The 25,983-nt window shown below is 45.4% G+C and carries 31 protein-coding genes; 26 read left to right on the forward strand and 5 right to left on the reverse strand.

The window, feature by feature from the left end; genetic code table 11:
- Positions 1-37: 37 nt before the first annotated feature.
- The gene (locus WSWS_RS00375; protein ID WP_070229401.1) at positions 38-985 is read right to left on the reverse strand and encodes an LCP family glycopolymer transferase; all 948 of its coding nucleotides are present in this window, start codon (positions 983-985) and stop codon (positions 38-40) included.
- 343 nt (positions 986-1,328) lie between these two features.
- On the opposite strand from WSWS_RS00375, the gene metK reads away from it, so the two are divergent.
- The 4 genes from metK to rlmD all read left to right on the forward strand — a co-directional run bounded on the left by metK (position 1,329) and on the right by rlmD (position 7,178).
- Positions 1,329-2,519, forward strand: a complete 1,191-nt coding sequence (gene metK / locus WSWS_RS00380) for a methionine adenosyltransferase (protein ID WP_070229402.1) — start codon at positions 1,329-1,331, stop codon at positions 2,517-2,519.
- A gap of 14 nt (positions 2,520-2,533) precedes the next feature.
- Positions 2,534-2,941, forward strand: coding sequence for a peptide deformylase (locus WSWS_RS00385; RefSeq protein WP_070229403.1), 408 nt, complete (start codon positions 2,534-2,536; stop codon positions 2,939-2,941).
- Between the two features lie 188 nt (positions 2,942-3,129).
- Positions 3,130-5,670: a M1 family metallopeptidase gene (locus tag WSWS_RS00390; RefSeq protein WP_070229404.1), complete on the forward strand. Its 2,541-nt coding sequence runs from the start codon at positions 3,130-3,132 to the stop codon at positions 5,668-5,670.
- Positions 5,671-5,786: 116 nt separating this feature from the next.
- Positions 5,787-7,178, forward strand: coding sequence for a 23S rRNA (uracil(1939)-C(5))-methyltransferase RlmD (gene rlmD, locus WSWS_RS00395; RefSeq protein WP_070229405.1), 1,392 nt, complete (start codon positions 5,787-5,789; stop codon positions 7,176-7,178).
- A gap of 57 nt (positions 7,179-7,235) precedes the next feature.
- Here rlmD and WSWS_RS00400 read toward each other — a convergent pair whose 3' ends face one another.
- Both WSWS_RS00400 and WSWS_RS00405 read right to left on the reverse strand, forming a co-directional pair.
- Positions 7,236-7,751: a class I SAM-dependent methyltransferase gene (locus WSWS_RS00400; RefSeq protein ID WP_070229406.1), complete on the reverse strand. Its 516-nt coding sequence runs from the start codon at positions 7,749-7,751 to the stop codon at positions 7,236-7,238.
- Entirely contained in the window at positions 7,735-8,406 is a 672-nt protein-coding gene (locus WSWS_RS00405) for a phosphatase PAP2 family protein (protein WP_181777840.1), read from the reverse strand. Before WSWS_RS00405 ends, WSWS_RS00400 begins: the two co-directional genes overlap by 17 nt.
- Positions 8,407-8,583: 177 nt before the next feature.
- Here WSWS_RS00405 and leuS point away from each other — a divergent pair, with 177 nt between their 5' ends.
- The gene (gene leuS, locus WSWS_RS00410; RefSeq protein WP_070229407.1) at positions 8,584-10,998 is read left to right on the forward strand and encodes a leucine--tRNA ligase; all 2,415 of its coding nucleotides are present in this window, start codon (positions 8,584-8,586) and stop codon (positions 10,996-10,998) included.
- 62 nt (positions 10,999-11,060) lie between these two features.
- On the opposite strand, the gene WSWS_RS00415 is transcribed toward leuS, so the two are convergent.
- On the reverse strand, positions 11,061-11,615 hold the full coding sequence (locus WSWS_RS00415) for a hypothetical protein (RefSeq protein ID WP_070229408.1): 555 nt from the start codon (positions 11,613-11,615) through the stop codon (positions 11,061-11,063).
- Positions 11,616-11,756: 141 nt separating this feature from the next.
- On the opposite strand from WSWS_RS00415, the gene tmk reads away from it, so the two are divergent.
- The 10 genes from tmk to tsaD all read left to right on the forward strand — a co-directional run bounded on the left by tmk (position 11,757) and on the right by tsaD (position 19,409).
- Positions 11,757-12,416: a dTMP kinase gene (gene tmk, locus WSWS_RS00420; RefSeq protein ID WP_070229409.1), complete on the forward strand. Its 660-nt coding sequence runs from the start codon at positions 11,757-11,759 to the stop codon at positions 12,414-12,416.
- Entirely contained in the window at positions 12,413-12,742 is a 330-nt protein-coding gene (locus WSWS_RS00425) for a cyclic-di-AMP receptor (RefSeq protein WP_070229410.1), read from the forward strand. The genes tmk and WSWS_RS00425 overlap by 4 nt, the downstream gene beginning before the upstream one ends.
- A 29-nt stretch (positions 12,743-12,771) precedes the next feature.
- Positions 12,772-13,782 (forward strand): DNA polymerase III subunit delta', encoded by a 1,011-nt coding sequence (gene holB / locus WSWS_RS00430; protein WP_070229411.1) that lies wholly within the window; start codon positions 12,772-12,774, stop codon positions 13,780-13,782.
- A gap of 1 nt (position 13,783) precedes the next feature.
- Entirely contained in the window at positions 13,784-14,662 is an 879-nt protein-coding gene (gene rsmI, locus WSWS_RS00435; RefSeq protein WP_070229412.1) for a 16S rRNA (cytidine(1402)-2'-O)-methyltransferase, read from the forward strand.
- Positions 14,662-15,399: an acyl-[acyl-carrier-protein] thioesterase gene (locus tag WSWS_RS00440; RefSeq protein ID WP_070229413.1), complete on the forward strand. Its 738-nt coding sequence runs from the start codon at positions 14,662-14,664 to the stop codon at positions 15,397-15,399. The genes rsmI and WSWS_RS00440 overlap by 1 nt, the downstream gene beginning before the upstream one ends.
- A 55-nt stretch (positions 15,400-15,454) precedes the next feature.
- Positions 15,455-16,450: a UDP-glucose 4-epimerase GalE gene (gene galE, locus WSWS_RS00445; protein WP_070229414.1), complete on the forward strand. Its 996-nt coding sequence runs from the start codon at positions 15,455-15,457 to the stop codon at positions 16,448-16,450.
- A gap of 186 nt (positions 16,451-16,636) precedes the next feature.
- A complete protein-coding gene (tsaB, locus tag WSWS_RS00450) occupies positions 16,637-17,368 on the forward strand; it encodes a tRNA (adenosine(37)-N6)-threonylcarbamoyltransferase complex dimerization subunit type 1 TsaB (protein ID WP_070229415.1) in 732 nt (243 codons plus the stop codon).
- Complete coding sequence (rimI, locus tag WSWS_RS00455; protein ID WP_236150566.1) at positions 17,340-17,933, forward strand: ribosomal protein S18-alanine N-acetyltransferase; 594 nt, start codon at positions 17,340-17,342, stop codon at positions 17,931-17,933. The genes tsaB and rimI (WSWS_RS00455) overlap by 29 nt, the downstream gene beginning before the upstream one ends.
- Entirely contained in the window at positions 17,914-18,363 is a 450-nt protein-coding gene (gene rimI, locus WSWS_RS00460; protein ID WP_070229416.1) for a ribosomal protein S18-alanine N-acetyltransferase, read from the forward strand. The genes rimI (WSWS_RS00455) and rimI (WSWS_RS00460) overlap by 20 nt, the downstream gene beginning before the upstream one ends.
- A complete protein-coding gene (tsaD, locus tag WSWS_RS00465) occupies positions 18,363-19,409 on the forward strand; it encodes a tRNA (adenosine(37)-N6)-threonylcarbamoyltransferase complex transferase subunit TsaD (RefSeq protein ID WP_070229417.1) in 1,047 nt (348 codons plus the stop codon). Before rimI (WSWS_RS00460) ends, tsaD begins: the two co-directional genes overlap by 1 nt.
- A gap of 46 nt (positions 19,410-19,455) precedes the next feature.
- Here the strand turns inward: tsaD and WSWS_RS00470 are convergent, their stop codons facing one another.
- The gene (locus tag WSWS_RS00470) at positions 19,456-20,448 is read right to left on the reverse strand and encodes a polyprenyl synthetase family protein (protein WP_070229418.1); all 993 of its coding nucleotides are present in this window, start codon (positions 20,446-20,448) and stop codon (positions 19,456-19,458) included.
- A 393-nt stretch (positions 20,449-20,841) separates the two neighbouring features.
- On the opposite strand from WSWS_RS00470, the gene rpsJ reads away from it, so the two are divergent.
- The 11 genes from rpsJ to rpsQ all read left to right on the forward strand — a co-directional run bounded on the left by rpsJ (position 20,842) and on the right by rpsQ (position 25,953).
- Positions 20,842-21,150, forward strand: a complete 309-nt coding sequence (gene rpsJ, locus WSWS_RS00475) for a 30S ribosomal protein S10 (protein WP_070229419.1) — start codon at positions 20,842-20,844, stop codon at positions 21,148-21,150.
- 97 nt (positions 21,151-21,247) lie between these two features.
- A complete protein-coding gene (rplC, locus tag WSWS_RS00480) occupies positions 21,248-21,874 on the forward strand; it encodes a 50S ribosomal protein L3 (RefSeq protein WP_070229420.1) in 627 nt (208 codons plus the stop codon).
- Positions 21,875-21,898: 24 nt separating this feature from the next.
- A complete protein-coding gene (rplD, locus tag WSWS_RS00485) occupies positions 21,899-22,522 on the forward strand; it encodes a 50S ribosomal protein L4 (RefSeq protein WP_070229421.1) in 624 nt (207 codons plus the stop codon).
- Positions 22,522-22,809: a 50S ribosomal protein L23 gene (gene rplW, locus WSWS_RS00490; protein WP_070229422.1), complete on the forward strand. Its 288-nt coding sequence runs from the start codon at positions 22,522-22,524 to the stop codon at positions 22,807-22,809. The genes rplD and rplW overlap by 1 nt, the downstream gene beginning before the upstream one ends.
- Before the next feature lie 16 nt (positions 22,810-22,825).
- Positions 22,826-23,659, forward strand: a complete 834-nt coding sequence (gene rplB / locus WSWS_RS00495; RefSeq protein WP_070229423.1) for a 50S ribosomal protein L2 — start codon at positions 22,826-22,828, stop codon at positions 23,657-23,659.
- A gap of 54 nt (positions 23,660-23,713) precedes the next feature.
- Positions 23,714-23,995, forward strand: a complete 282-nt coding sequence (gene rpsS / locus WSWS_RS00500) for a 30S ribosomal protein S19 (RefSeq protein ID WP_070229424.1) — start codon at positions 23,714-23,716, stop codon at positions 23,993-23,995.
- A 17-nt stretch (positions 23,996-24,012) separates the two neighbouring features.
- Positions 24,013-24,360 carry a 50S ribosomal protein L22 gene (gene rplV / locus WSWS_RS00505; protein ID WP_070229425.1) on the forward strand — a complete coding sequence of 116 codons (348 nt, stop codon included), beginning with the start codon at positions 24,013-24,015 and terminating at the stop codon, positions 24,358-24,360.
- Between the two features lie 13 nt (positions 24,361-24,373).
- The gene (rpsC, locus tag WSWS_RS00510; protein WP_070229426.1) at positions 24,374-25,039 is read left to right on the forward strand and encodes a 30S ribosomal protein S3; all 666 of its coding nucleotides are present in this window, start codon (positions 24,374-24,376) and stop codon (positions 25,037-25,039) included.
- A gap of 1 nt (position 25,040) precedes the next feature.
- Positions 25,041-25,460: a 50S ribosomal protein L16 gene (gene rplP / locus WSWS_RS00515; protein ID WP_070229427.1), complete on the forward strand. Its 420-nt coding sequence runs from the start codon at positions 25,041-25,043 to the stop codon at positions 25,458-25,460.
- A complete protein-coding gene (rpmC, locus tag WSWS_RS00520) occupies positions 25,460-25,666 on the forward strand; it encodes a 50S ribosomal protein L29 (protein ID WP_070229428.1) in 207 nt (68 codons plus the stop codon). Before rplP ends, rpmC begins: the two co-directional genes overlap by 1 nt.
- Positions 25,667-25,686: 20 nt before the next feature.
- Complete coding sequence (gene rpsQ / locus WSWS_RS00525; protein ID WP_070229429.1) at positions 25,687-25,953, forward strand: 30S ribosomal protein S17; 267 nt, start codon at positions 25,687-25,689, stop codon at positions 25,951-25,953.
- Positions 25,954-25,983: the final 30 nt, after the last annotated feature.

Consider the following 25,983-nt stretch of genomic DNA (forward strand, 5'->3'; position numbering starts at 1 on the left):
ATGGAACGTGTTTTTTATTTGGGCAATTAGGGTTGTACTAATTGGCTAGCGCTTCGTTAAATGTCTGACCGGCTTTGGCAGCTTTAGTGGTATTTAACGACTTAATCGCCACACCGGTACTCTTATCAGTGTTGGTGTGAAGATTGATTTTAGTCGTCGTTTGCAGTGCTTGATAGTAATTTCGAGCAATTGTTCGGCTATCAGCAAACGTAATATTGGTCTTCACATTGGCACTCAGAGTGTCTAAGATGGCTGAGTAATGGGTCACTAAGATTTTAGGTTGCTTCAAATTATCCAGCAATGCCATCCCCACACCCTGCTGACGGGTCAAGAAACTGTCTTCCGTATCCGTCTCACGATAATCAAGATAGGCGTTTGTTTTGGCTGTTGTCTTCAGGTTTAAAGTACCCACATTAAATGAGTAGCCATCAGCTGAAAATGTCGTAGCATTTTCCACTGCAACTCCGCCAGTTGCTTGTGTCAAGCTACCTAACATATTCATATCAAGCAGCGCGTATTTATTAATTTTGACATTAAACAGGGATTGCAATTTATTGATGGTTGCTTGCAACCCTTGCTCACGATAGAATTGGGCAAAAGTTGTTTTTTCATCACTCATGATAATGTCCGGCGCGATATTTAAGAAGGTGGTTTTTTTCGTTGTTGGGTTGATAGCCGCTAAGACAATGGTCGTGGCTACTTTCTGACCGGCAACTGTGTCAGTACCGACGATCAGGGTTGTAAACGGATCTTTGTTCGCAAAGTCAGCTGTGGTGACTGAAATGGAGCTCGCCTTAGGATCTTGGGCAGCGTTAACGGCCGTCTTAGCATCGCTGTATACCTTGAAACCAAGGGCACCCAGAGCGATTGCGACCACAGCGAGGAGTACCCCCAGAGTGGTCAGCACCGTTTTCAAAGTGCTGTGCGACTTCTTGGGTTTGAACGTCGTACGATGACTGCGTGAAGTATATTGTTCTGAATTCATAAGGGAGGTCCTTTGCTTTTCTATTGAATTATTCTTGCATATTATAGCATTGTCACCAGTCGTACAAGATACTGCGAGGATAACTTAAGCAAAATATAGAAGAATTCACTTGCACATCTGTAGAATCACCTCTATACTAATAGATGTTAAAATTAAATCGATATCCTATCAAGAGTTCAGGGAGGGACTAGACCCGATGATCTGACGCCAGCGTACCCAAATTGGGCGATGTGGTAACTTCTAGCAGATAGGCACTAATTGCGTCAAACAGACCGACATGCTGCCTATTAAGTATGTCGGTCTGTTTTTTTGCTTAATATTTTTATTACACGAGGAGCGAGCTATGTCAGAAAAACGTCTATTTACATCAGAATCAGTTTCCGAGGGACACCCAGATAAGGTCTCTGACCAAATTTCAGATGCCTTGTTGGATGCTATCTTAGCGCAAGATCCACAGGCCCGGACAGCGATTGAAACTTCGGTGACCACAGGATATGTTAACGTCTTTGGAGAATTATCAACCACGGCTTACATTAATATCAACCAGATTGTGCGGAACACTTTGAAGCGCATCGGTTATGACGATCCAGATGCTGGCTTCTTAGCTGACGATATTCATGTGGCGGTGACCATTGATGAACAATCACCTGACATTGCGCAGGGGGTTGATTCAGCCATTGAGCAACGTGAAGTTGGTGGTGCCGATCCGCTTGATGAGATTGGTGCTGGTGATCAAGGTCTGATGTTTGGTTTTGCAACTAACGAAACATCAGAATATTTGCCATTGTCAGTTGTCCTGTCACATCGATTGATGAAAAAACAAGCTGAGGTCCGACGTGCAGGTACCCTGAATTACCTATTGCCAGATGCTAAGGCCCAAGTGACGGTCGAATTGGATGAACATGATCGGGCCACCCGGATTGATGCAGTCGTCTTGTCAACACAGCACCGAGATACAATCACTTTGGAACAACTGCGGTCGGATGTGCAACGCGAAATTATTGATCAAGTGTTACCACAAGCACTGGTCGATGAAAATACACGTTACTATATCAATCCAACGGGTCGCTTCGTGATTGGCGGACCCAAGGGTGATGCTGGGATGACTGGCCGTAAAATTATCGTTGATACCTATGGTGGTTATGCGCGCCATGGTGGTGGTGCGTTCTCTGGTAAGGATGCGACTAAGGTCGATCGTTCCGCAGCATATGCAACGCGATACATTGCTAAAAACATCGTCGCTGCTGGCTTGGCTGACCGTGTTGAAATCCAAGTGGCGTATGCGATTGGCGTGGCCGCCCCTGTTTCAATTAATGTTGAAACGTTTGGGACAGGCAAGGTACCAGAAGCTGATTTAGTGACTGCGATTCGTGAACTCTTTGAATTGCGGCCAGCTGGTATTATTCGCGATCTTGACCTGCGTAAGCCACGTTATGAAGCCACCGCGGTATATGGTCACTTTGGTCGACCAGAGTTGGACTTACCATGGGAGCGTTTGGATAAGGTGGACGCGCTCAAAGCCTACTTTGCTTAATTGGGGTGCTTCAGATGGAACAGCAAATTGTGCGGGGCACGGCTATTTTTACACCTGCGACTGACGCGACTATTTTAGATAGTGCAGTTGGTCAAAATCTACTGGATACATTGATAAGTCATGCGCAGTCAGCCGTGGGGTTGGCAGCCAACATGATTGGCCAGAATAAGCGGATCATTGTAGCCAGTGACGTTGGTCAGACGCTGCTGATGTACAATCCAGTGATTACAAAAATGTCCGGTAAATATAGTACTGAAGAGGGCTGTTTATCGTTGGATGGGACGCGCGAAGTGCAACGTTTTCGACAGATTGAAGTCACGTGGCAAGATCCTCAATTCAAGGCGCAACGGGCCAAATTCACTGGTTTTATGGCAGAAATTATTCAACATGAAATTGATCACACTAACGGTATTGTCATCTAAGCATCGGTTGAGGGTGCGTTAAATAAACCGGTATCAGTAACCGCATGTTTAAAAGTCAATGTTGATATGATGAGAACACTGGGCAGTTTGGTGGTTTACACCAGGCTGCCTTTTTGTGGCTCTAATTTTTTTTTAATATTGGTGTATAATTATTAACATCGAATGAAAATAGAAGCGGAGACAGATACATGGCAGGGGTAGCACGATTTATTGAAACATTTGTGCCAGCACATTACGATTTACGGATTGATATTAATCGTGAAACAAAGGTGATTGCTGGGACGACGACAATTTACGGTGAAGCAAAGAACACCACTGTGAAAGTGCACGAGCATGACTTGACAGTCAGTGCCGTCCAACTATTAGACGAAGGTACCGGTGTTTTGACACCCGCTGAATTTGTCGTGACACCAGCCAATGATGAAATTGCCATCACTGTACCAGCTACTGGACGGGTGGCGATTGTTTTGGATTATACAGCACCCTTAACAGATAAAATGATGGGTATTTACCCATCATTTTACGAGTTGAACGGTGAACGAAAGTCAATTATTGGTACCCAATTTGAAACTAATTTTGCTCGTCAGGCCTTCCCAAGTGTGGATGAGCCAGAGGCGAAGGCAACCTTCACGTTGGCTTTGAGTTTTGATGAGGAGCCCGGTGAAACAGTCTTAGGTAACATGCCCGAAGTGAAAGTTGAGGCGGGTGTGCACTACTTTGAAGAGACGCGCCGTATGTCAACTTATTTGGTTGCGTTTGCCTTTGGTGATTTGCAAGCGAAGCGGACCAAAACCACATCGGGGGTTGAGGTGGGGGTCTATAGTACTAAGGCGCATCAACCAGCAGAATTAGACTTTGCACTTGATATTGCGAAGCGCTCAATTGAATTTTATGAAGATTATTATCAAACACCCTATCCATTGCCACACTCTTGGCAGTTGGCCTTACCAGATTTTTCGGCCGGTGCGATGGAAAACTGGGGCTTAGTGACTTATCGTGAAGTATATCTCCTGGTTGATTCAGAAAGTACACCATTGAGTATGCAACAAGGGGTCGCCACTGTGATCGCCCATGAATTAGCCCACCAGTGGTTTGGTGACTTAGTGACCATGCAATGGTGGGATGATTTGTGGTTGAATGAATCATTTGCCAACATGATGGAGTATGTTGCGATTGACGCTTTGGAGCCGGATTGGCACATCTGGGATAGTTTCCGGACGACGGAAATTCCGATGTCATTGTCACGGGATGCCACTGATGGGGTGCAGTCAGTCCACGTTGCGGTTAACTATCCTGAAGAAATCGATACATTGTTTGATGCAGCGATCGTCTACGCCAAGGGTGCCCGGTTATTGGTGATGTTGCGTAAGTTGATTGGGGATGCCGCCTTACGTAAGGGATTGAAGAATTACTTTGCTAAGCACCAATATGGCAATGCACAGGGGGCTGATTTATGGGCAGAACTTGGTGCGGTAACTGATTATGATGTTACTGCGATCATGCAAACATGGCTTGATCAACCAGGCTACCCAGTGCTTTCCGTGGCCGAGGAAGCCAATCAATTGGTGATCCGTCAAGAACAATTTTTCATTGGCGACCATGTCGATCAGCATCGTTTGTGGCAGGTACCATTGAACTCAAATTACATGGCGGTTCCCGAAATTTTGGCTACGACCGAATTAAAGATCCCAAATTATACCCAATTGCGTGATCAAGCAGCCGTACCATTCCGCGTTAACGTGGATGATGCCACGCACGTGGTTGTCCAGTATGACAAGCGGATTTTGCATGATATTTTGGCGCACCCTGAGGAATTGCTCACCGGTGATAAGTTGCAAATTTTGAAAGACTTGCGGTACTTGGCACAAGCACAACGGATTTCGTATGCTGAAGTGGTGCCCTTGTTGGAACGTTTTGCAACGGACAGCTCACGGATTGTGAACGAAGCCTTGTTAGAGATTGTGGATGCACTCAAGGTGTTCTTCACGCCAGGTACCCCAGAGTATGGGCGTTTCCAAGCCTTGGTTGCGAAATTGACGGCATTCAATGTGGCACGTTTGGGTTGGGAAAAGCAAGCGACTGATTCCAATGATGATGTGTTGTTGCGACCAGAGGTATTGAGTGCGGCCTTGTTGGCAGAAGTACCAGCTGAACAAGCTCAAGCCCATGCCTTGTATGAACGATATGCTGATAATTTGCAAGCTTTGCCAGCTGATGTCCGTGGTCTGGTATTGAAAAATGAAGTTAAACAATATTATTCTAAGGCCTTGTTTGATAAGCTGTTACAAGCGTACCAGGCTACTCCGGATACTAGCTATCAAATGCATTTGCGCGCTGGGTTGACGAGTGTTGAAGATCCAACCGCCATCGCTGAACTGCTGACAGTCTTTAAGGATAATACCGTCATCAAGCCCCAAGACTTGCGGGGTTGGGCAACCGGTTTGTTGAATAATCCAGTTGGTGAACAACCAATTTGGGATTGGTTGCGTACGGAATGGGCTTGGATTGAAGACACTTTGGGTGGTGACATGTCATTTACGTCATACATCACCATGCTGGCCCGGACCTTCAAGACACCAGTACGTTTGGCAGAATTCAAGGAATTCTTTGAGCCAAAGTTAGCCCAACCAGGGTTAACACGCGAAATTGAAATGGACACCAATGTCATTGCGGCGCGTGTCGCTTTGATTGCGGCTGAACAAGCTGCGGTATACGCCCTTTTTAACTAATTACAAAGCTACGTATCATCATGATGCGTAGCTTTTTAGTATCGGTACGTTGATTTAACCAGGATATAAAGTAGGGTACAATAGATACAGCTATCTAAATAACAAAGGAGGCAATTATGCCAAAGAACATTTTGCCGGTAAAATTGCATGAAATTCGTGAAGGTGTGGTAACCGATGTCATGCACAATGGCATGGGCGTCATTCTCGTGGACGACTACCCTGTGAAGCTGGTGGATGCCTTTTTAGGGGAAAAAATTAAATATGAATTAACGCAGGTTGATCGACTATCAGCTTTCGGGCAGGTATTGCAGGTACTAGAGCCATCCCCCGAACGTATTCAAGCTAACAAAGATTACTTACTGGAAGCGGGTGTGGCCCCATATGTCAATTTGTCATACCAGGGTCAATTGCGTTTGAAGAAGTGGCAAGTCGAAAAAGCATTTGCGGCGGTGGGGTTAGATACGATTGCGGTTGCCGATACGATTGGTACGACACATCCAACGCATTATCGTAATAAGACGGTGGTGCCGATGAAGTACCAAAATGGCAAGTTGACGACCGGCTTCTTTGATCGAAAAGATAAAGTGACGATTGTCCCAATGGAAGACTATTTTGTGAATGATCGTGAAATCGATGCCGCGATTGGCATGGTTCGTGATATTTTGGATGCGCATCAGGTCACGGTATATGATGATGCGACCCAAAAGGGCGACATGCGTTATATCATGGTGCGCCGGGGCTATTATTCGCAAGAAGTCATGGTCGTACTTGTGAGCCATAGTCCAGCGTTGGCTGATGAGGAACCCATTGCCCAAGAGATTGCTGCCAAGGTGCCTGGGATTCAGAGTATCATTTTGAATCACAATCCCCGCCAAACTAATCAGCAATTGACTGGTGATAATCGTACGCTTTGGGGTGCCGATGCGATTCATGATACTTTGCTTGGGCGCGATTTCGTAATTGGTCCAAATTCGTTCTATCAAGTGAATCCCGAAACCACCGAAGTGTTATATGAATTAGCTGCGCAAAAGGGTGAGTTACAGGGATCCGATACTATTATCGATGCCTATTCCGGTATTGGCACAATTGGCCTATCAGTGGCGGATAAGGTTCAACGGGTCTTAGGGGTTGAAGTGGTTGAACGGGCAGTTGCCGATGCTAAGATCAATATGGTCGCGAATCAGATTAAAAATGCTGAATTCGTGGCCGCTGATGCACCCACCCAAATGCAAGCTTGGAAGGATGCTGGATTAAAGCCGGATGTCGTCTTTGTTGATCCGCCACGCCGGGGGTTAACCGAAGAATTAATGGACGCTGTGACGTACATGAAACCGGATCGGTTTGTTTACGTGTCATGCAATCCCGTCACTATGGCGCGTGATACCACCTATATGCTTGAGCATGGTTATGCCCTCAAAGGGGCTATTCAACCGTTAGATCAATTTCCCCAAACGGCGCATATTGAAGCCGTCGCGCTGTTTGTACCACAAGCAATGGCGACAAAGTAATCCTAGTATAGCCAAAAAAGCACAACCACCGGTCAGGGGTTGTGCTTTTTTGCAGGATTAATGGCGTTGGATAATGAGCGCCGTTTCCCCCGAAAGCAAATCATTCAGGGCACGCACATCATATTGATCATCAGTTAATTTGCTGACGTATTCTGCCACGGCACGGACAGCTGGTTGGTTGGTATAACCGTCTAAAACAATCAGGCCGTATGTGCGAAGATATAATAACACTTGCTTAATCGTGGCTACGACTGCATCGGCATCGGTATCGTCATCAATTTGAAAGAGGACGACACTGATGGGTTCAGTGGGATCCAAGTATTTAGGTATCTCGGTGAAGTCCCGCTCAATGGGTTCCACCCGCGCCGTTAAGCCGCTTAAAAAGAGTGATGTGGCCATATTATCAATCTCGCTCTTTTTAGCGGAGAAGGACATAACATGGCCATTTTCACCGACGCGGCTAGCTAGAAAACGAGTAACATCGCCCTCTTTGATGGTCGCATCGATCACCGTGTCACCGACATGTAGAATTTCGTCAATGGTAAGTTGTGCTAGATTATGTGTTTTCTTCATTTTCGAAGAACTCCCTTGTACGATATTTGAAAATAAATTCTTTAGACATGATTAGGAAAAAGGTACCCAGGGACATGCCAGCCAAAACGTCTGATAGATAATGGACACCTAAGTACACACGACTCATGGGAATGGCAATGATTAGCGTTGCGAGCAGCGTGGTAAACGCGTAGCGCAGATAAATATTGTGCACATAGTAATGCGTTAGAACAATTAACGAACCATATAATAGTATGGAATTCAAGGCATGCCCGGATGGGAAAGAAGTGCCACTAGCTGATACTAGGTGCAAAATATCGGGCCGTGGTCGGTTAAACGTATGTTTGAGCACAACCATTCCACCAAGGGCAAAGATCGCCACATTCACAAACATAAAGACGGCGATATCGTATTTTTTAACGATGAGTGAGACAGCAATGGTGGCAGCCATCACTACCGCCGTCCAGCGGGTATTACCAGCCCGAGTGACGTTACGGAAAAACCATGATCGTTCAGCGGTTAACGGCTCACGAATCTGGTGCAAGCCAAGCTGATCAATCCAATGCAAGTAAGGCAAATCATAAAGCACACCAAGCATTAAGCATAGAAAAATAGTTAATCCAAAAAGGGCTAAACCAAGTTGAAAATAATCAAATGTTCGCATGGGTTTCCGCATAATCGCACCTCCTTTTTGATAAACGTTCTACAATCTAGTGAATATTGTAGCATAAGGACCGGGGTAAATTGAAAAAGGTCCATATTTCTGATAGAATTCAACTATTAGTAGACATGTGCAGACCACATGAAAAATATACAACAAATCGCTGAAAAGCACACGGAAGAGGTTTTTAAGATGGCCTATCAACACAAGACAATTGAGAAGAAGTGGCAACACTATTGGGAAGAACACCAAGAATTCAAGACAAAGTCAGAGACAACTTTGCCCAAGTATTATGTTTTGGATATGTTCCCGTTCCCATCAGGGCAAGGATTACACGTGGGACACCCAGAAGGCTACACAGCAACGGACATCGTTGCGCGTATGAAACGCATGCAAGGGTTCAACGTCTTGCACCCAATGGGCTTTGACGCGTTTGGTTTGCCAACTGAAGACTACGCCATTAAGACAGGTGCTGATCCTAAGGAAGTCACAGCAACCAATGTTAAGAACTTCCGCCGTCAAATGAAGGCGTTAGGTTTGTCATATGACTGGTCACGTGAAGTTAACACTACTGATCCTAAGTACTACAAGTGGACCCAATGGATTTTTGAACAATTATATAAGCAAGGTTTGGCTTATGAAGATGAAATCATGGTTAACTGGGCACCAGACTATAATGGTGGGACGGTTGTAGCTAACGAAGAGATCGTTGATGGTAAGACTGAACGTGGTGGGTACCCTGTTTATCGTGTACCAATGCGTCAATGGGTCTTGAAGATCACGGCCTACGCTGATCGTTTGTTAGAAGACTTAGAAGAGGTTGATTGGCCAGAAGCCATTAAGGAACAGCAACGCCACTGGATTGGCCGTTCAATTGGAGCTGCAATCAACTTCCCTGTCAAAGGACACGAGGCGAACGTTGAAGTCTTTACAACACGTGCTGACACCTTGTTTGGGGCAACCTATCTGGTGTTGTCACCGGAACATGCATTAGTGGATGAGATCGTTACTGCGGATCAAAAAGAAGCGGTGGCTGCTTTCAAGCAGTCAATCGCCTCAAAGTCTGATTTGGAACGGACCGACTTGAACAAGGATAAGTCAGGTATCTTCACTGGGGCCTATGCTGTGAACCCAATCAATGGTGAAGCAGTGCCAATCTGGATTGGTGACTATGTTTTGGCTTCTTACGGTACTGGTGCGATTATGGCGGTGCCAGCACATGACCAACGTGACTGGGATTTTGCTAAGAAATACGATCTACAAATTCGCCAAGTTGTGGCTGGTGGTGACGTAGCAGAGGCAGCTTTCACTGGTGAAGGCGAGCACATCAATTCTGATTTCTTGAACGGTTTGGGCAAAGCAGATGGCGTTGAAAAAGCGCTGGCTTACATTGAAGAAAAGGGTATCGGTCATAAGCAAGTGAACTATCGTTTGCGTGATTGGATCTTTTCTCGCCAACGCTACTGGGGTGAACCCATCCCGGTGATTAACTGGGATGATGGGACTAAGTCATTGGTTCCAAAGGATGAGTTGCCATTACGCTTGCCTGAGGTGGATAATATCGTGCCATCTGGCACGGGTGAATCACCATTGGTGAATGCGACTGAATGGCTCAACGTGACCGATAAGGATGGACGCCATGGGATGCGTGAGACCAACACGATGCCACAATGGGCAGGATCTTCATGGTATTACTTGCGCTATATGGATCCACACAATGACAAGGCTTTGGTTGACCCAGCTAAGGAAGCATACTGGTCAAACGTTGACTTGTACATTGGTGGGGCCGAACATGCGGTCTTGCACCTGTTATATGCGCGTTTCTGGCACAAGGTGTTGTATGACTTGGGCATCGTTTCAACGAAAGAACCTTTCCAAAAGTTGGCCAATCAAGGCATGATTCTTGGTGAGAATCATGAAAAAATGTCTAAGTCAAAGGGCAACGTCGTGAATCCAGATGACGTTGTTGAAGAATTTGGTGCCGACACTTTGCGTATTTACGAAATGTTTATGGGTCCATTGGAACAATCAATTGCGTGGTCAGCGGATGGTTTGTCAGGATCACGACGTTGGTTGGATCGTGTTTGGCGCTTGTTCATTGATGATGAGGATAAGTTACGTGATCATATCACAACTATCAATGATCATAAGTTAGATAAGGTCTACAATGAAACGATCAAGAAGGTCACCGATGACTATGAAAACTTGCGCTTTAATACGGCCATTTCACAGATGATGATTTTTGTGAATGAAGCCTACAAGGTTGATGCATTGCCAGTTGAATATCTTGAAGGTTTCTTGAAGGTATTAAATCCGGTTGCACCGCACATCACCGAAGAGCTCTGGTCTAAGTTGAATCATGCAGAATCAATCACGTATGAATCATGGCCAACATATGATGAAGCTGCGTTAGTGGAAGACACAGTTGAAATTCCGGTCCAAGTGAACGGTCGGCTCCGTGGTCGCGCAGTGATTGCAGCTGATGCGTCAAAGGATGCGATGATTGCAGCCGCGTTGGCTGATACCAACGTGCAAAAGTTCTTGGATGGTGTTGAACCTAAAAAGGTCATCGCTGTGCCAGGACGCATGGTTAATATCGTTTTGTAAGATCTCAATTTAAAAACACTGGTCGTACGGTTGAATGCCGTACGACCAGTGTTTTTATGTGATTATTTTGTTAATGGTTCAACGTCGTAACGAACTTTGCGGAATTGTATTTTTTGTTGCTTAGTTGGCTTGTAGATAAAGTCAAAGTAAGCCAGGCGCCATTGGTCAAAGGATAGCGCTAAAGTAGCAATATCCTCGGGGATGTCTTGACGGGGAATGCGATCTAGTTCAGGATGTTGTTCAATGTAGCTGTTAATCCACAAACCAATTTTCTCATGGGCCGCATCTTCTTCAGCGTTGTTGAACCAATTGGCAGGTTCGCGTAAAATAGCTGCATCGTCCACTTCAAATAAGGACATTGTCCCGTGCACCTTAAAGGGGCGTAGTAAGGCTATTAATTCAAATTGCCAGTCGAAACTACCGTTATCTAAGGCCACCACGTTGGTTAAGTTAACTAACACGCCAGCCATATTTGATGGCAGACCGACTTGCTTTAGGGCTTGTGATGCAATCACTAATTCACCACGGTAATCGGTTCCTTCTAGGCGAATATCATTGGTCTTTTGACCAATCATCACGTCGATTAATTGTTGGGGTTCAATGGCAATAGCTTGCATGTTTCCATCCTCAGTTTTCTAATTTTGTCTTCTAAATTGTAGCAGTTCTGTTAAAGGTTACGCAAATTTACTGCGATTTCAGTTGATTTCTTATATAATTAAAACAAATTAGGAGGAGTGGCTCCAGGAAAGTTGGCAAGTATGGCAGGAAAGTTTATTACATTTGAAGGACCGGATGGTGCTGGTAAGACAAGTGTACTTAAAGCGATTGTAGCCAAATTGACGACCGTTTATGGCAAGGACTTATTACTGACGCGTGAACCGGGGGGCACTGATAATCCAATCGCTGAACAAATTCGTGATTTGGTATTAAGCCCGGCCCATCCAGAAATGGATGCGCGTACGGAAGTCTTGCTGTTTGCGGCATCGCGACGGCAACACATTGTGCAGACGATTAAACCAGCTTTAGCGGCTGGTAAACTGGTCATTTCCGATCGCTATGTGGATAGTTCGATTGCCTATCAAGGCGCAGGTCGTCAAATTGGGGTACCGGCAGTTACTGCGGTGAATCAGTTTGCGATTGATGGTTTCTTACCTGACAAAACGATCTATTTGGATGTCCGCCCAGAAATTGGCCTCGAACGCATCCAAACGACACGTCCGGATGAAGTGAATCGTTTAGATATGGACGCCTTGGCCTTTCACCAACGGGTCAGTGCGCAATATCATGAATTAGCGGCACAAAATCCGGCACGATACATTATAATTAATGCTGAACAAGCATTGGAAGATGTTATTGAAGATACCTGGCAAGCGCTTGTTAGTTATCTCAATATCACACCGCGGGAGGTGGAACTATGAAATTAGTAACGGCAATTGTACAAGATAAAGATGCAAATAGCTTGGGAACTGCGTTAATTAAAGCCGATGTACGGGCAACACGGATGGCATCAACAGGTGGCTTCTTACGTTCAGGTAACACGACGTTCTCAATTGGTATTGAAGACGACCGGGTACCAGAAGTGCTTGAAATCATTAAGGCAACCTCGCATTCTCGGCGACAGTTTATGACACCAGCTGCTAGCATGGATGTCTCATTAGAATCAACCGCCTCAATGCCCATTGAGGTGCAAGTTGGTGGTGCAACGGTCTTCGTCCAAAACGTTGAAGAGTTTTACCACTTTTAATCGTCGGCAATCAAAACAGGGGGGTGCGCATGGAAGCTACCGAGATAATTGCACAAGCAAATACGCAGCAGCCTCAATTGATTCGCCAATTCAAACAAGCTGTGGTTAGTGATCAACTAGCACATGCTTTTTTATTTGTTGGTCCACAAGGGCGCGGTCAAAAGTTAGTGGCTGATTGGTTAGCGATGCGGCTGATGTGTGAGCATCCAACCGCTGATGGTGAACCAGATGGTGTCTGCTCACAGTGTTTACGGATAGCGAATGGCAACCATCCTGATGTGATTGACCTAAAACCAGATGGTCACAGTATCAAAATTGATCAAGTCCGTTTTTTGAAGGATGAATTTACCAAAACGGCTGTTGAAGGTCGGCGTAAGATTTTCGTGATTGAAGGTGCCGATACCATGACGGCTAGTGCTGCCAACGGCCTGTTGAAATTTATCGAAGAACCAGTGGGTGAGCAAACCGCAATTTTGTTAGCTGAAAATCGCCAGCAAATTTTACCAACTGTTATTTCACGAACACAGGTGGTAGATTTCCCCAACTTGGGTCAAGAAATGTACACGCGGCAATTACAGGAACTTGGTTATACTGATACCAACATTGCGTTAGCGGCTGAATTAACAGATAGTTTGCCAGTAGCAGAAACGTGGCTGGCAGATGATTGGTTCAATCAAAGTGTGATTACGATTAGCGAGATCACGGGTAAACTGCTCCAATTGGATGTTGAGGCATTTAATTTAGTGCAAACAGACATCATGAAATTGAGTAGTGGCACTAGTAGTCATCAGCTCTTGGTCCATATGCTAGCAGCCGCGTGGCGTGATGTTATCTTGTCAGCAAGCAATGCGTTAGACACGCCGCACTTTAAGCAAAGCCATGAGTGGGGACAGTATGCGCAACGCTATCCGATGGCGAAGTTACTGGCTGTGCAACGGATTATCTTCACCGCTAACGAAACGTTAGCGATGAATGTTAATCTGCAAACGACCATGGAGTCGGTTATTCTTGAGAGTCAATTTGAGTTAGGTGGAAAGTAAGATGCAATCACAGAAAAGTTTTGCAACGCATACGACCGGCACATTATACCTAGTCCCAACGCCAATTGGTAATTTAGGTGATATGACCGTGCGATCAATTGAAACATTAAAAGCCGTGGCTGTGATTGCTGCAGAAGACACACGGCATACGCAGCAACTATTAAATCAGTTCGAAATCACAACTAAGCAAATTTCCTTCCATGAACATAATAAAGAATCACGGATACCTGAATTGGTCGCTCGTTTAGTGGCTGGTGAGGATATTGCGCAGGTTTCAGATGCTGGCATGCCCTCTATTTCAGATCCTGGTCATGAATTGGTAAAAGCGGCCTTGGAAGCAGATATTCCAGTGGTGCCGATTCCGGGCGCTTCAGCCGGCATTACTGCCTTGATCGCCTCTGGTCTTGCCCCCCAACCCTTTATGTTCTACGGTTTTTTGGAACGGCGGCCTAAAGACCAAATCGCCGAATTGCAGGGGCTCTTGACCCATACTGAAACGATGATTTTCTACGAATCACCGCATCGTTTAGCTAAGACGTTGGCCAACATTGCAGAAGTGTTTGGTGATGCGCATCCGGTTGTCTTAGCTCGCGAATTGACGAAACGTTATGAAGAGTTTTTGCGCGGATCAGCCCAGGAGTTGGCTGATTGGGCGGCCAACAATGAAGTGCGTGGGGAATTTGTCTTGATGATTGGTGGCAATGAACACGTTGTCAATCCACATGAAGAAGATCCCCTTGCTGATTTAACCGCACTTGAAGCGGTGGCAGCCTTAGTTGCACACGGGATGAAAGGCACGGCGGCAGTGAAAAAAATTGCCAAGGAACGTGAGCTAGATCGGCAGAAATTGTATTTGGAGTATCAAGGAGTACCAAAGTAATGGCTAATATTTATGAAATGACCCACGATGTTTTGTATTACGAAGCGGATGAAACGGGGAAATTGAGTTTGCCATACATCTTGAATTTAGCCATTTTGAGCTCAACCATGCAAAGTGTGGCATATGGCATCGGTCCTGATGAGACGCACACCCGTGGCTTGGGGTGGATTGTGTTGCAACACGTTATGGATATCAAACGCCGGCCAAACATTGATGAGACAGTTATTTTGCAGACGTATGCGCGCGAAGTTAATCCCTATTTTGCTACCCGTATTTATAAAATTTTTGATACTGACCGCAATGAATTGGTTTCTATCGAATCACTTTATGCCATGTTAGATATGGAAAAACGCAAAATGGCCCGCATTCCAGCTGAATATGTTGCGTTGTATGGTGCTGATGTGGTGAAGAAAATTCCACGGTTACCAGAGCCAACGAAGATTAGTGCCGATGAATCGGCACTTAGTTTAGATTATCGTGTCCGTTATACGGATATTGACTCTAATAAGCATGTCAATAATTCAAAATATTTCGATTGGTTGCAGGATGTATTGGGTGAGACATTCTTACAGACGCACGAGCCAGTTCAAGTTAATATCAAATTTGAACAAGAAGTTCGAATGGGCGACGTGATCTCCTCAACGGCGACAATTGGGGATGCACAGACGGTTCATCGGATTATGAATGGCGATATCGTGGCGGCTGAAGCTTCAGCAACTTGGACAGTTGCGGACTAAAAGCATATAATTGTCATAGAACAGACAGGTAATTCGATTTTGAGGAGACATTAGCATGGCAATATTAGTATTGGGCGGCGCAGGTTATATCGGATCACATATGGTTGATCGTTTATTAGCTGCAAATCGTGAAGTGGTCGTAGTTGATAATTTGTTGACTGGTCATCGGGCTTCGGTACCGGCAAAAGTACCCTTTTACGAAGTCGATATTCGAGATAAGGCTGCCTTGGATGACGTTTTTACAAAGGAAAACATTGACCAGGTTGTGCACTTTGCTGCTTCATCAATTGTGCCAGAATCAATGGCTGATCCGTTGAAGTACTTCGACAACAATACCTTTGGTATGATTGCGTTGTTAGAAGTCATGTTGAAACATGATGTGAAGCAAATTGTTTTCTCATCAACAGCAGCGACTTATGGTACGCCAGAAGAATCACCAATCAAAGAAACAACCCCCCAAAACCCCATTAACCCATATGGAGAGTCTAAGCTTCAAATGGAACACATTATGAAGTGGGCGGACCAGGCCTATGGTTTGAAGTGGGTGGCTTTACGTTACTTCAATGTTGCTGGTGCTAAGCCAGATGGTTCAATTGGTGAAGATCATCCTGTTGAAACACACTTGGTACCAATTATTTTGGAAACAGCGCTTGGGTTGCGTGACAAGATTATGATGTTTGGGGATGACTATAACACCCCTGACGGCTTTAACGTCCGAGACTACGTCCACGTCCAAGATCTCGCTGATGCGCACATTTTGGCTTTGGATTACTTAGCTAAGGGTAGTGAGTCTAATCAGTTTAACTTGGGCTCTGCAACTGGTTTCTCAGTTAAGGAAATGGTTGAAGCCGCGCGAGTTGCAACTGGGCAAGCAATTCCAGCTGAAGTAGCGCCACGCCGGGCTGGTGATCCCGATTCATTGGTGGCTTCATCAACTAAAGCCCGTAAAGTTTTGGGCTGGGCTCCTCAATTTGACGATGTTAAAGAAATTATCAAGACAGCCTGGACTTGGCATCAATTGCACCCCAAGGGATATGATGACGCTAAGTAAGCTGACAACAGAGGTTGGAGTAATCCAAGCTCTTTTTTTGTGACTGCATACGCGATCTTTTTGGCGGTTTCGGTATGTTGGCGCACGCAGCGGCAGGTCGTTGAGCTGTCAGTGAATATCATGCAGAAAATTGTGGGCGTAGATGGTAGAATGATTACTAGTGTAAAACCAGTTAAGGGGATAGATATGAAAATACTAGCATTCGACACCTCAAATCAACCACTATCGGTGGCATTATTTGATGGTGGCCAATTAGTGGCCCAAAAAGAAACCGATATTGCGAAGAATCACTCTGAACAATTACTACCAATCATTGATACAGTGGTGCGCGATGCTGGTTGGCAACCGGCTGACTTAGAACGGATCATCGTTAGTCAAGGACCGGGCTCGTACACGGGACTACGGCTGGCGGTTACCACCGCCAAGACACTGGCCTTCACTTTAGGCATCGAGTTAGTCGGTGTTTCAAGTTTGGCATTGTTGGCGATGAACATTCAAGCGACCGATACCTTAATTATCCCCATGATGGATGCCCGTAATGATAATGTCTATGCTGGTCAATATACGTGGCTTGATGGCCAGTTGGTCAATGTTGTACCAGATCAACATACCGCGGTGGTGGGCATGCCCACTGCCATTGCGGCCGACTATGCGCGGGTTGTCTATGTGGGAGATGGGGCGGTTTATCAAGCGCAATTGTTAGCACATGTGCCAAATGCTGAAATTGCAGCAGGGGCGGATAATAAACCACATGCGGCTAACATGTTAGCCTTGGCGTCAACGAGTGCTGTTTTAGATGATATGGATGAGATTCACCAATTTGTACCAAACTATTTACGTGTGACACAAGCTGAAGCAGATTGGCTAAAGGCGCACCCAGAGGCTAATCATGAAACCTATGTTGAACAAGTTAAGTAATTGGTTCTATTGGTGGACGCACCCGTTACCAAAAGAATTACATGAATTTAGACAAAATGTTGTGTTGGGTAATAGTGAATACACTATTTCACCGGCAACCATTGCCGATGCTTCGGCGCTATTTCGGGTGGAACAAGCAGCATACGCAGGTGGTGCGCCATGGCCCGTTGAGGTATTTCGCAATGAAATCAGCCATGCCCGTTATCGACTGTATGTCATGGTGTGCATGCCAGGAACTAATACCGTGATCGGCTATGTGGGCATTGCGTTTCGGCCGGGTGTCAAAGAAGCGCATGTCACTAATCTCGCGGTTGATCCAATTTGGCAATCGCGTGGTATTGGCCGTTTTCTGATGATCTATGCGATGACGATTGCCCAGCAGGTGAACTTCCAGCGCATGTCGCTTGAAGTGCGCAAGTCAAACGTGCGTGCGCAGGCCTTGTATGAAGAGTTGGGCTTTCAAAAAATTCGAACCAAGCGCGCCTATTATGAAGATGGCGAAGATGGCTATGATATGGCCCAAATTTTAGTCGGAGGATTTAGTAGTGGAATTGAATTATCGTGAAACAACCACGGCTGATGAAATTTATACAATTGCGAAAGCAGCTTATAAAGGGTCACCTTGGACCAAGCAATTATTTAAAAATGATTTGCGGAGTCGCTTAGTTCGTTATTTAGTCCTTGAGGTTGATCATGAACCAGCGGGGTTTGTTGGCGGTACGTTAGTCGCGGATGAATTATCCATCAGTAATGTTGCCATCGTACCGAAATTTCAAGGGGCCCACTTAGGTGAAAAATTATTGTTAAAATGGTTTGAACAGTTTGAGGCGGGCACCCGAGTCTTGTTGGAAGTCCGCTATGGTAACCAGCGTGCCATGCGATTATATGAGCGGATGGGCTTTCAGGTATACAATATTCGTGAAGACTATTATCGTGATCCCGTCGAGGATGCGTACTTGATGGATTTAACATTGGGTGAGAAGGAGTTGAGTTGATGAGTGATCGCATAATTATGGCGTTTGAATCAAGTGCTGATGAGACGAGTGTGGCTATTGTTAAAAATGGTAATGACATTCTTAGTTTAGAAACAGCGACTCAAATTAAGAGTCACCAGCGATTTGGTGGCATTGTACCAGAAGTGGCCAGTCGACATCATATTGAACAAGTCACCATTTTGGCCGATGCTGCTCTGACAGACGCAGGCCTAACCTATTCAGATTTGACGGCGATTGCAGTCACGTTTGGGCCAGGGTTAGTCGGTGCGTTGTTGATTGGCGTGACTGCCGCCAAAACCATTGCTTGGGCCCACAACCTACCATTAGTACCAGTGGTCCATATGGCTGGCCATATTAGTGCTGCCCAATTTGTGGCCCCAATTGTGTACCCAGCAATGGCACTCATGGTCTCTGGCGGACACACTGAATTTGTCCTGATGCCGAATGAGTATGAGTACATTGTCGTCGGTGATACGCGAGATGATGCCGCTGGAGAATCTTATGATAAAGTTGGCCGCACCATGGGATTACAATATCCGGCTGGCAAGTTGATTGATGAAATGGCCCATCGCGGTGCGGTGACCTATCAATTGCCACGAGCCTTGATGAATGATGGGCTGCTCGACTTTAGTTTTTCCGGCTTGAAGAGCGCCGTCATTAATCTGAAACACAATGCTGACCAGCGAGGGGAAGCGTTGGATTTGGATAATTTAGCCGCTAGCTTTCAAGATGCCGTGTTAGATATGTTGCTCACTAAGACGGCAACTGCCCTGAAGCGTTATCCGGTTAAATCATTTATTGTCGCCGGGGGCGTGGCCGCCAATCATGGGTTACGCGAAGGTCTGCAAGCGTTACTAGCTAGTCATCCTGAAATCACGTATATACCGGTACCACTAAAATTAGCGGGCGACAATGCGGCTATGATTGGTGCAGCTGGTGATATTGCTTATCGTCATGGGGCTCGGGCTGGTTGGGATCTGAATGCTAAACCAGGTGAAGAGTTTGCCTATTTGGAACCTGATATGGAATTCCACACACCGATGTAAAAAAGAGGTTGCTGACATCAGCAACCTCTTTTTATGTTTTATGATATTAATCTTCACGAGCCAATAACAATTGACTGATGCCAATCAGAATATCCTTTGATTCATGATCTGGTAAGTTATCTAGATCGCTCATCGCTTGCTCAGTATACTGAAGAGCTAGGCTCTGGGCTTTTTCAACGCCACCATCGGCGACAACGAGTGTTTTGATGGTACGTAACTCATCGTCTGTGATCGTTTCACGTTTGGCCAGTAGTTCACTAATGCCTTGGTGATTTTGCATGGTTAGAATGAGGGGGGCTGTGTAAACACCTTCACGGATATCATGCAGGGCGGGTTTCCCTAATTTGGTATCGTCAGACGTGTAGTCTAGGATATCGTCTAAAATCTGGAAAGCCATGCCCACATTGTTGGCAAAAGACAAAGCCTTATTGGCAAAATCAGCGGTTGGCCGTGAGGCAGATAAACCAAGCTGTGCAGACAACTCAAACAAAGCGGCGGTTTTACCGGCAATTTGTTCCTTATAGTTGTCGATGGTCATGGCTAAATTATAGTGATTAACCCGTTGTGTCAATTCACCATTTAAGATTGTTTCGAGATAGCGCGTCATTTTACGAATCATCTGAATATCATCGGTATAGTCTGCTAAGGCACGGAAGGTCAGGGCAAACAAAATATCACCAGCATAGACGGCCACATCTTTACCAAAACGCGCTTGGAAAGATGGCACATGTCGTCGGGTGGGTGAATCATCAATGATGTCATCGTGAATCAATGAGGCCGCGTGCAACATCTCAACGGTTGCAGCGAGTTGAATGAGTGCCTCATGATCTTTTACTTCATTAAATGAAGCAATCAAAATCGTAAAGGCTGGTCGCAATAATTTACCACCAGATTGAAAAGTTTCAACTAGTGCACGTTGTACTGCGTCATCAGAGGTTTGGATGTTTTGTGTGATACGATCGAGTACGGCCTCAAGTTGGATTTGAATATTGGGGTAGTTATGCCACATGGGATGAAGCGTGACAGTTGGCTGACTCATAATGATACCTACATGTTTTCTACTATAATTAATTAAAATTGTGAACTTAAATTCAATATATCTATTTTAAGGCAAAATGACTAAAATGTCAGTGGTGGATTTAAAAACATCCCGGCAATTTAATAACCGCAACGTGCGGTTACATAAAATTGGATAAATGTGAATAAAAGGCTTGCATTGGTCTGACACATAGGGTACTATTAATAAGTTCAGTTCCAACCGGGATAATTGTGTCTACGGTGGAGACTGGAATTTTTAGAGCAATGATGTAAGAGGTTGCGACACGCCCGGTGGCATTGTCACGGGGACCACTGCCATGGATCCTTGGGAGCACGTCGGTTTTCTTACGGAGTTAGTCTCATATTCCAATATGGACGAAGGAAGGAGTCAATCATGGCAAATAAGAAGATCCGTATCCGCTTGAAGGCATACGAACACAAGATCATCGACGCATCCGCAGAAAAGATCGTCGAGACAGCAAAGCGCACAGGTGCTGAAATTTCAGGTCCTATTCCTTTGCCAACAGAACGTACTTTGTACACTGTTTTGCGTTCACCACACAAGCACAAGGATTCACGTGAACAATTCGAAATGCGCACTCACAAGCGTTTGATCGATATTGTTAACCCAACTGCTAAGACAGTTGATGCCTTGTCAAAGCTTGAATTACCAAGCGGTGTCGACATCGAAATCAAGTTGTAATCTCGATTACGACTGCAACAACAGCAACAACAAACTTGCCTGATTAAGCATTTAACTGATCGAAAAAATTATATTTACTATTACAAAGGAGATAGTCATGACTACTAAGGGTATCTTAGGCCGCAAGATCGGCATGACTCAGGTATTCACAGACAACGGTGAGCTTATCCCAGTTACTGTAATTGAAGCTACGCCAAACGTTGTTTTGCAAGTTAAAACACTTGAAAACGACGGATACAGCGCCATTCAATTAGGTTTCCAAGACAAGCGTGTTGTTCTGTCAAACAAGCCTGAGCAAGGTCACGTTGCTAAAGCAAACACGACCCCTAAGCGCTACATTCGTGAAATTCGCGACGCTGAAGGAGAATTTAACGTTGGGGATGAAGTAAAGGTTGATGCATTCGCTGCAGGCGAAACAGTCGACGTTACTGGAATCACAAAGGGTCATGGTTACCAAGGTAACATCAAGAAGGACGGCCAATCTCGTGGTCCTATGGCGCACGGTTCTCGTTACCACCGTCGTCCAGGTTCAATGGGTGCCGTTATCAACCGCGTCTTCAAGGGTAAGAAGTTGCCAGGACGCATGGGTAACCACAAGCGCACTGTTCAAAACTTGCAAGTTGTACGTGTTGACGTTGAAAACAACGTAATCTTGGTTAAGGGAAATATTCCTGGTGCCAATAAGTCACTTGTTACTGTTAAGAACTCAATTAAAGCTAAGTAATAAGGACGAAGGGAGGATATAAACATGACTAAGGTTGCTTTGTTTAAGCAAGATGGTTCAAATGCCGGTGAAGTTGAATTGAATGATTCAGTTTTCGGAATCGAACCAAACAATAATGTCATTACAGACGCTGTTTTGATGCAACGTGCATCATTGCGTCAAGGAACTCACGCCGTTAAGAACCGTTCAGCTGTTCGTGGTGGTGGAAGGAAGCCTTGGCGTCAAAAGGGAACTGGACGTGCCCGTCAAGGTTCAATCCGTTCTCCACAATGGCGTGGTGGTGGAATCGTCTTCGGTCCTACGCCACGTTCATATGCCTACAAGTTGCCTAAGAAGGTTTACCGTTTGGCATTGAAGTCAGTGTTGTCACAAAAGGTATTGGATTCAGCTTTGGTAGTTGTTGATGCATTGTCATTCGACGCACCTAAGACTAAGGAATTCAAGGCTGTTTTGAACAACTTGAACGTAAACGAAAAGACATTGGTAGTTGTTGACGATAACAACACTAACGCCGCATTGGCAGCACGTAACTTGGAAAATGTTACTATCATGACTGCTAAGGGTGTTAATGTTCTTGACGTTATTAACAACGATAAGCTGGTTATTGTAGAATCAGCTTTGTCACAAGTTGAGGAGGTCTTGGCATAATGGACGCACGCGATATCATTTTGCGCCCGGTCATCACTGAACAAACGATGAACGTTTTGGATGAAAAGCGTTACACGTTTGAAGTTGATGTTCGTGCTACTAAGCCACAAATCAAGCGCGCAGTTGAAGAAATTTTTGACGTTAAGGTTGAAAAGATCAACACTGCAAACGTACGTGGTAAGTTGAAGCGTCAAGGACGTTTCGCTGGATACACTAAGAAGCGTAAGAAGGCAACTGTTAAGTTGACTGCAGCTTCTAAGGACATTCAATTGTTCAACGAAAACTAAGTAGGAGGAAATTAGCGTGGCTATCAAGAAGTACAAGCCAACCTCTAACGGTCGTCGTAACATGACTAGCTCAGACTTTGCTGAGATCACAAAGACGACGCCCGAAAAGAGCTTGTTGGAATCAAAGTCAAACACTGGTGCTCGTAATTCATACGGACACATGACAGTTCGCCACCGCGGTGGTGGACACAAGCGTCAATACCGTATCATCGACTTTAAGCGTACAAAGGACAACGTTGCAGCTAAGGTTGTTGCGATCGAATACGATCCAAACCGTACTGCTAACATTGCTTTGTTGCAATATACTGATGGTACTAAAGCATATATCTTGGCGCCTAAGGGATTGGAAGTCGGTATGACTGTTCAATCTGGTCCTGAAGCCGATATCAAGATCGGTAACGCTTTGCCATTGGCAAACATTCCTGATGGAACTCAAGTGCACAACATCGAGTTGAAGCCTGGTAAGGGTGGCCAATTGGCCCGTTCAGCTGGTGCATCTGCACAATTGTTGGGTAAAGAAGGAAAGTACGTTTTGCTTCGTTTGACTTCAGGCGAAGTTCGTATGGTTTTGGCTACTGCCCGTGCCACAGTTGGAGTTGTTGGAAACGAACAACACTCATTGATCAACTGGGGTAAGGCCGGTCGTAAGCGTTGGAAGGGTCAACGTCCACACGTTCGTGGATCAGTTATGAACCCTAACGATCACCCACACGGTGGTGGTGAAGGAAAGGCTCCTGTCGGACGCCCAAGTCCAATGTCACCATGGGGTAAGAAGACTGCTGGTAAGAAGACACGTAACGTTAATGCTCGTTCAAACAAGTTTATCGTTCGTGGTCGCAAGAGCAAGTAATCTCCTGATTATTAGCCTAATTAAGAAACAAAGCATACGAGAGGAGACTTCATTATGGGTCGCAGCCTGAAGAAGGGACCATTTGCTGACGCTCACTTGTTGAAGAAGGTTGAAGAAGCCAACGCTTCAGAAAAGCAAGTAGTCATCAAGACATGGTCACGTCGTTCAACGATTTTCCCAAGCTTCATTGGATTGACTTTTGCCGTTTACGATGGTCGTAAGCACGTACCAGTTTTGGTACAAGAAGACATGGTCGGTCACAAGCTTGGTGAATTTGTCCCTACGCGTACTTTCCATGGTCACGCAGCGGATGATAAAAAGAGCAAGCGTAAGTAATAAAGGAGGACTAAACAATGGCTGAACAAATTACGTCAGCACGCGCCACAGCAAAGATTGTTCGTGTCGCACCACGTAAGGTCCGCCTAGTGCTTGACCAAATTCGTGGTAAGCGTGTTGCTGAGGCATTTGCAATTTTGCAATTTTTGCCAAACCACGCTTCAGTAGATGTATACAAGGTGTTGAACTCAGCAGTAGCAAATGCTGAGAACAACTTCTCATTAGATCGCGAAGATTTGGTAGTTGCCGAAGCCTTTGCCAACGAAGGACCAACGCTAAAGCGTTTCCGTCCACGTGCCAAGGGATCAGCATCACCAATCAATAAGCGTACAAGCCACATTTCTATTGTGGTAACAGAAAAGTAAGGAGGATTGAGTCATGGGTCAAAAGATTAACCCAACTGGTATGCGTGTCGGCATCATCCGCGACTGGGATGCCAAGTGGTACGCAAACAAGAAGGACTACGCAACTGCTTTGCATGAAGATTTAAAGTTGCGTAATTATATCAATACAAAGTTGGCTGACGCATCAGTTTCACGCATCGAAATCGAGCGTACTGCTAACCGCGTAAACATCTCAATCCACACTGCAAAGCCAGGTATGGTAATCGGTAAGGGTGGATCAGAAGTTGATGCATTGCGTAGCGAGTTGTCACGTTTAGTGGCTGCTGGTGAACGTGTACACATCAACATCATCGAGATCAAGAAGCCTGATTTGGACGCCCACTTGGTTGGTGCACAAATTGCAGCTGACTTGGAGCGCCGTGTTGCGTTCCGTCGTGCAATGCGTGGTGCTATTCAACGTGCAATGCGTGCTGGTGCCAAGGGTATCAAGACACAAGTTGCTGGACGTTTGAATGGAGCTGATATTGCTCGTATCGAGCAATATACTGAGGGTACTGTTCCTTTGCACACATTGCGTGCGGACATTGACTACTCATGGGATGAGGCAACTACTACTTACGGTCAACTAGGTGTAAAGACTTGGATTTACCGCGGTGATATCTTGCCTGAGAAGAAGAACAAGAAGCAAGGAGGCGAGTAACATGCTAGTTCCTAAGCGTGTAAAGTACCGTCGTCCACACCGTGGCCACATGCGTGGTGAAGCTAAGGGTGGTAAGACAGTTACATTCGGTGAATTCGGTTTGCAAGCTACAACTTCAAGCTGGATTACTAACCGTCAAATCGAAGCCGCTCGTGTCGCTATGACACGTTACATGAAGCGTGGTGGTCAAGTTTGGATTAAGATTTTCCCACACTTGGCTTACACTTCTAAGGGTGTCGGAGTTCGAATGGGTAACGGTAAAGGTACTCCAGAAGGTTGGGTTGCACCTGTTAAGCGCGGTAAGGTTATGTTTGAAGTTGGCGGAGTTACTGAAGAAGTTGCCCGCGAAGCCTTGCGCCTTGCATCTAACAAGTTGCCAGTTAAGACTAAGATCTTAACTCGCCAAGTGGAGGGTGAATAATGAAGACCAAGGATTTACAAAACGAAATCATGGGCCTCAGCGCAGCTGAGTTGGTGGCCAAGGAAAAGAGCTACAAGGAAGAATTGTTCAACTTGCGTTTCCAATTAGCTACAGGTCAACTTGAGAACACGGCTCGTTTGTCTGAAGTGCGTAAGCAACTTGCCCGTATTAAGACAGTGATTCGTCAACAAGAATTGAACAAGTAGTTAGAAGAGAGGAGACCAAGATGACTGAAGCTCGTAATACACGTAAGGTTTACCAAGGCCGCGTGGTTTCAGATAAGATGGAAAAGACAATTACTGTCGCTATCGAAACATACAAGAACCACCCAGTTTATGGTAAGCGTGTTAAGTACACGAAGAAGTTTAAGGCTCACGATGAAAACAACGAAGCTAAGCAAGGTGATATTGTACGCATCATGGAGACGCGTCCAACATCAGCTACAAAGCGCTTCCGTTTGGTAGAAATCGTCGAGAAGGCCGTTATTATCTAATCGTTTAATCTCGCATTTTACCAATAGCGG

The organism is Weissella soli (assembly GCF_001761545.1).
Classification (GTDB): Bacteria; Bacillota; Bacilli; order Lactobacillales; family Lactobacillaceae; genus Weissella; species Weissella soli.

What these genes read in the sequence shown, in the direction of transcription:
- rlmD (WP_070229405.1), top strand. Translation starts at nt 5,787, where the DNA reads ATGCCAAAGAACATTTTGCCGGTAAAATTGCATGAAATTCGTGAAGGT.
- WSWS_RS00425 (WP_070229410.1), top strand. Translation starts at nt 12,413, where the DNA reads ATGAAATTAGTAACGGCAATTGTACAAGATAAAGATGCAAATAGCTTG.
- tsaD (WP_070229417.1), top strand. Translation starts at nt 18,363, where the DNA reads ATGAGTGATCGCATAATTATGGCGTTTGAATCAAGTGCTGATGAGACG.
- rplW (WP_070229422.1), top strand. Translation starts at nt 22,522, where the DNA reads ATGGACGCACGCGATATCATTTTGCGCCCGGTCATCACTGAACAAACG.
- rpsC (WP_070229426.1), top strand. Translation starts at nt 24,374, where the DNA reads ATGGGTCAAAAGATTAACCCAACTGGTATGCGTGTCGGCATCATCCGC.
- rplD (WP_070229421.1), top strand. Translation starts at nt 21,899, where the DNA reads ATGACTAAGGTTGCTTTGTTTAAGCAAGATGGTTCAAATGCCGGTGAA.
- metK (WP_070229402.1), top strand. Translation starts at nt 1,329, where the DNA reads ATGTCAGAAAAACGTCTATTTACATCAGAATCAGTTTCCGAGGGACAC.
- galE (WP_070229414.1), top strand. Translation starts at nt 15,455, where the DNA reads ATGGCAATATTAGTATTGGGCGGCGCAGGTTATATCGGATCACATATG.
- tsaB (WP_070229415.1), top strand. Translation starts at nt 16,637, where the DNA reads ATGAAAATACTAGCATTCGACACCTCAAATCAACCACTATCGGTGGCA.
- rpmC (WP_070229428.1), top strand. Translation starts at nt 25,460, where the DNA reads ATGAAGACCAAGGATTTACAAAACGAAATCATGGGCCTCAGCGCAGCT.
- WSWS_RS00415 (WP_070229408.1), bottom strand. Translation starts at nt 11,615, where the DNA reads ATGCAAGCTATTGCCATTGAACCCCAACAATTAATCGACGTGATGATT.
- WSWS_RS00405 (WP_181777840.1), bottom strand. Translation starts at nt 8,406, where the DNA reads ATGCGGAAACCCATGCGAACATTTGATTATTTTCAACTTGGTTTAGCC.
- rplV (WP_070229425.1), top strand. Translation starts at nt 24,013, where the DNA reads ATGGCTGAACAAATTACGTCAGCACGCGCCACAGCAAAGATTGTTCGT.
- holB (WP_070229411.1), top strand. Translation starts at nt 12,772, where the DNA reads ATGGAAGCTACCGAGATAATTGCACAAGCAAATACGCAGCAGCCTCAA.
- leuS (WP_070229407.1), top strand. Translation starts at nt 8,584, where the DNA reads ATGGCCTATCAACACAAGACAATTGAGAAGAAGTGGCAACACTATTGG.
- rimI (WP_236150566.1), top strand. Translation starts at nt 17,340, where the DNA reads ATGAAACCTATGTTGAACAAGTTAAGTAATTGGTTCTATTGGTGGACG.
- rpsS (WP_070229424.1), top strand. Translation starts at nt 23,714, where the DNA reads ATGGGTCGCAGCCTGAAGAAGGGACCATTTGCTGACGCTCACTTGTTG.
- tmk (WP_070229409.1), top strand. Translation starts at nt 11,757, where the DNA reads ATGGCAGGAAAGTTTATTACATTTGAAGGACCGGATGGTGCTGGTAAG.
- rplC (WP_070229420.1), top strand. Translation starts at nt 21,248, where the DNA reads ATGACTACTAAGGGTATCTTAGGCCGCAAGATCGGCATGACTCAGGTA.
- WSWS_RS00470 (WP_070229418.1), bottom strand. Translation starts at nt 20,448, where the DNA reads ATGAGTCAGCCAACTGTCACGCTTCATCCCATGTGGCATAACTACCCC.
- WSWS_RS00390 (WP_070229404.1), top strand. Translation starts at nt 3,130, where the DNA reads ATGGCAGGGGTAGCACGATTTATTGAAACATTTGTGCCAGCACATTAC.
- WSWS_RS00375 (WP_070229401.1), bottom strand. Translation starts at nt 985, where the DNA reads ATGAATTCAGAACAATATACTTCACGCAGTCATCGTACGACGTTCAAA.
- WSWS_RS00440 (WP_070229413.1), top strand. Translation starts at nt 14,662, where the DNA reads ATGGCTAATATTTATGAAATGACCCACGATGTTTTGTATTACGAAGCG.
- WSWS_RS00400 (WP_070229406.1), bottom strand. Translation starts at nt 7,751, where the DNA reads ATGAAGAAAACACATAATCTAGCACAACTTACCATTGACGAAATTCTA.
- rpsQ (WP_070229429.1), top strand. Translation starts at nt 25,687, where the DNA reads ATGACTGAAGCTCGTAATACACGTAAGGTTTACCAAGGCCGCGTGGTT.
- WSWS_RS00385 (WP_070229403.1), top strand. Translation starts at nt 2,534, where the DNA reads ATGGAACAGCAAATTGTGCGGGGCACGGCTATTTTTACACCTGCGACT.
- rsmI (WP_070229412.1), top strand. Translation starts at nt 13,784, where the DNA reads ATGCAATCACAGAAAAGTTTTGCAACGCATACGACCGGCACATTATAC.
- rpsJ (WP_070229419.1), top strand. Translation starts at nt 20,842, where the DNA reads ATGGCAAATAAGAAGATCCGTATCCGCTTGAAGGCATACGAACACAAG.
- rplP (WP_070229427.1), top strand. Translation starts at nt 25,041, where the DNA reads ATGCTAGTTCCTAAGCGTGTAAAGTACCGTCGTCCACACCGTGGCCAC.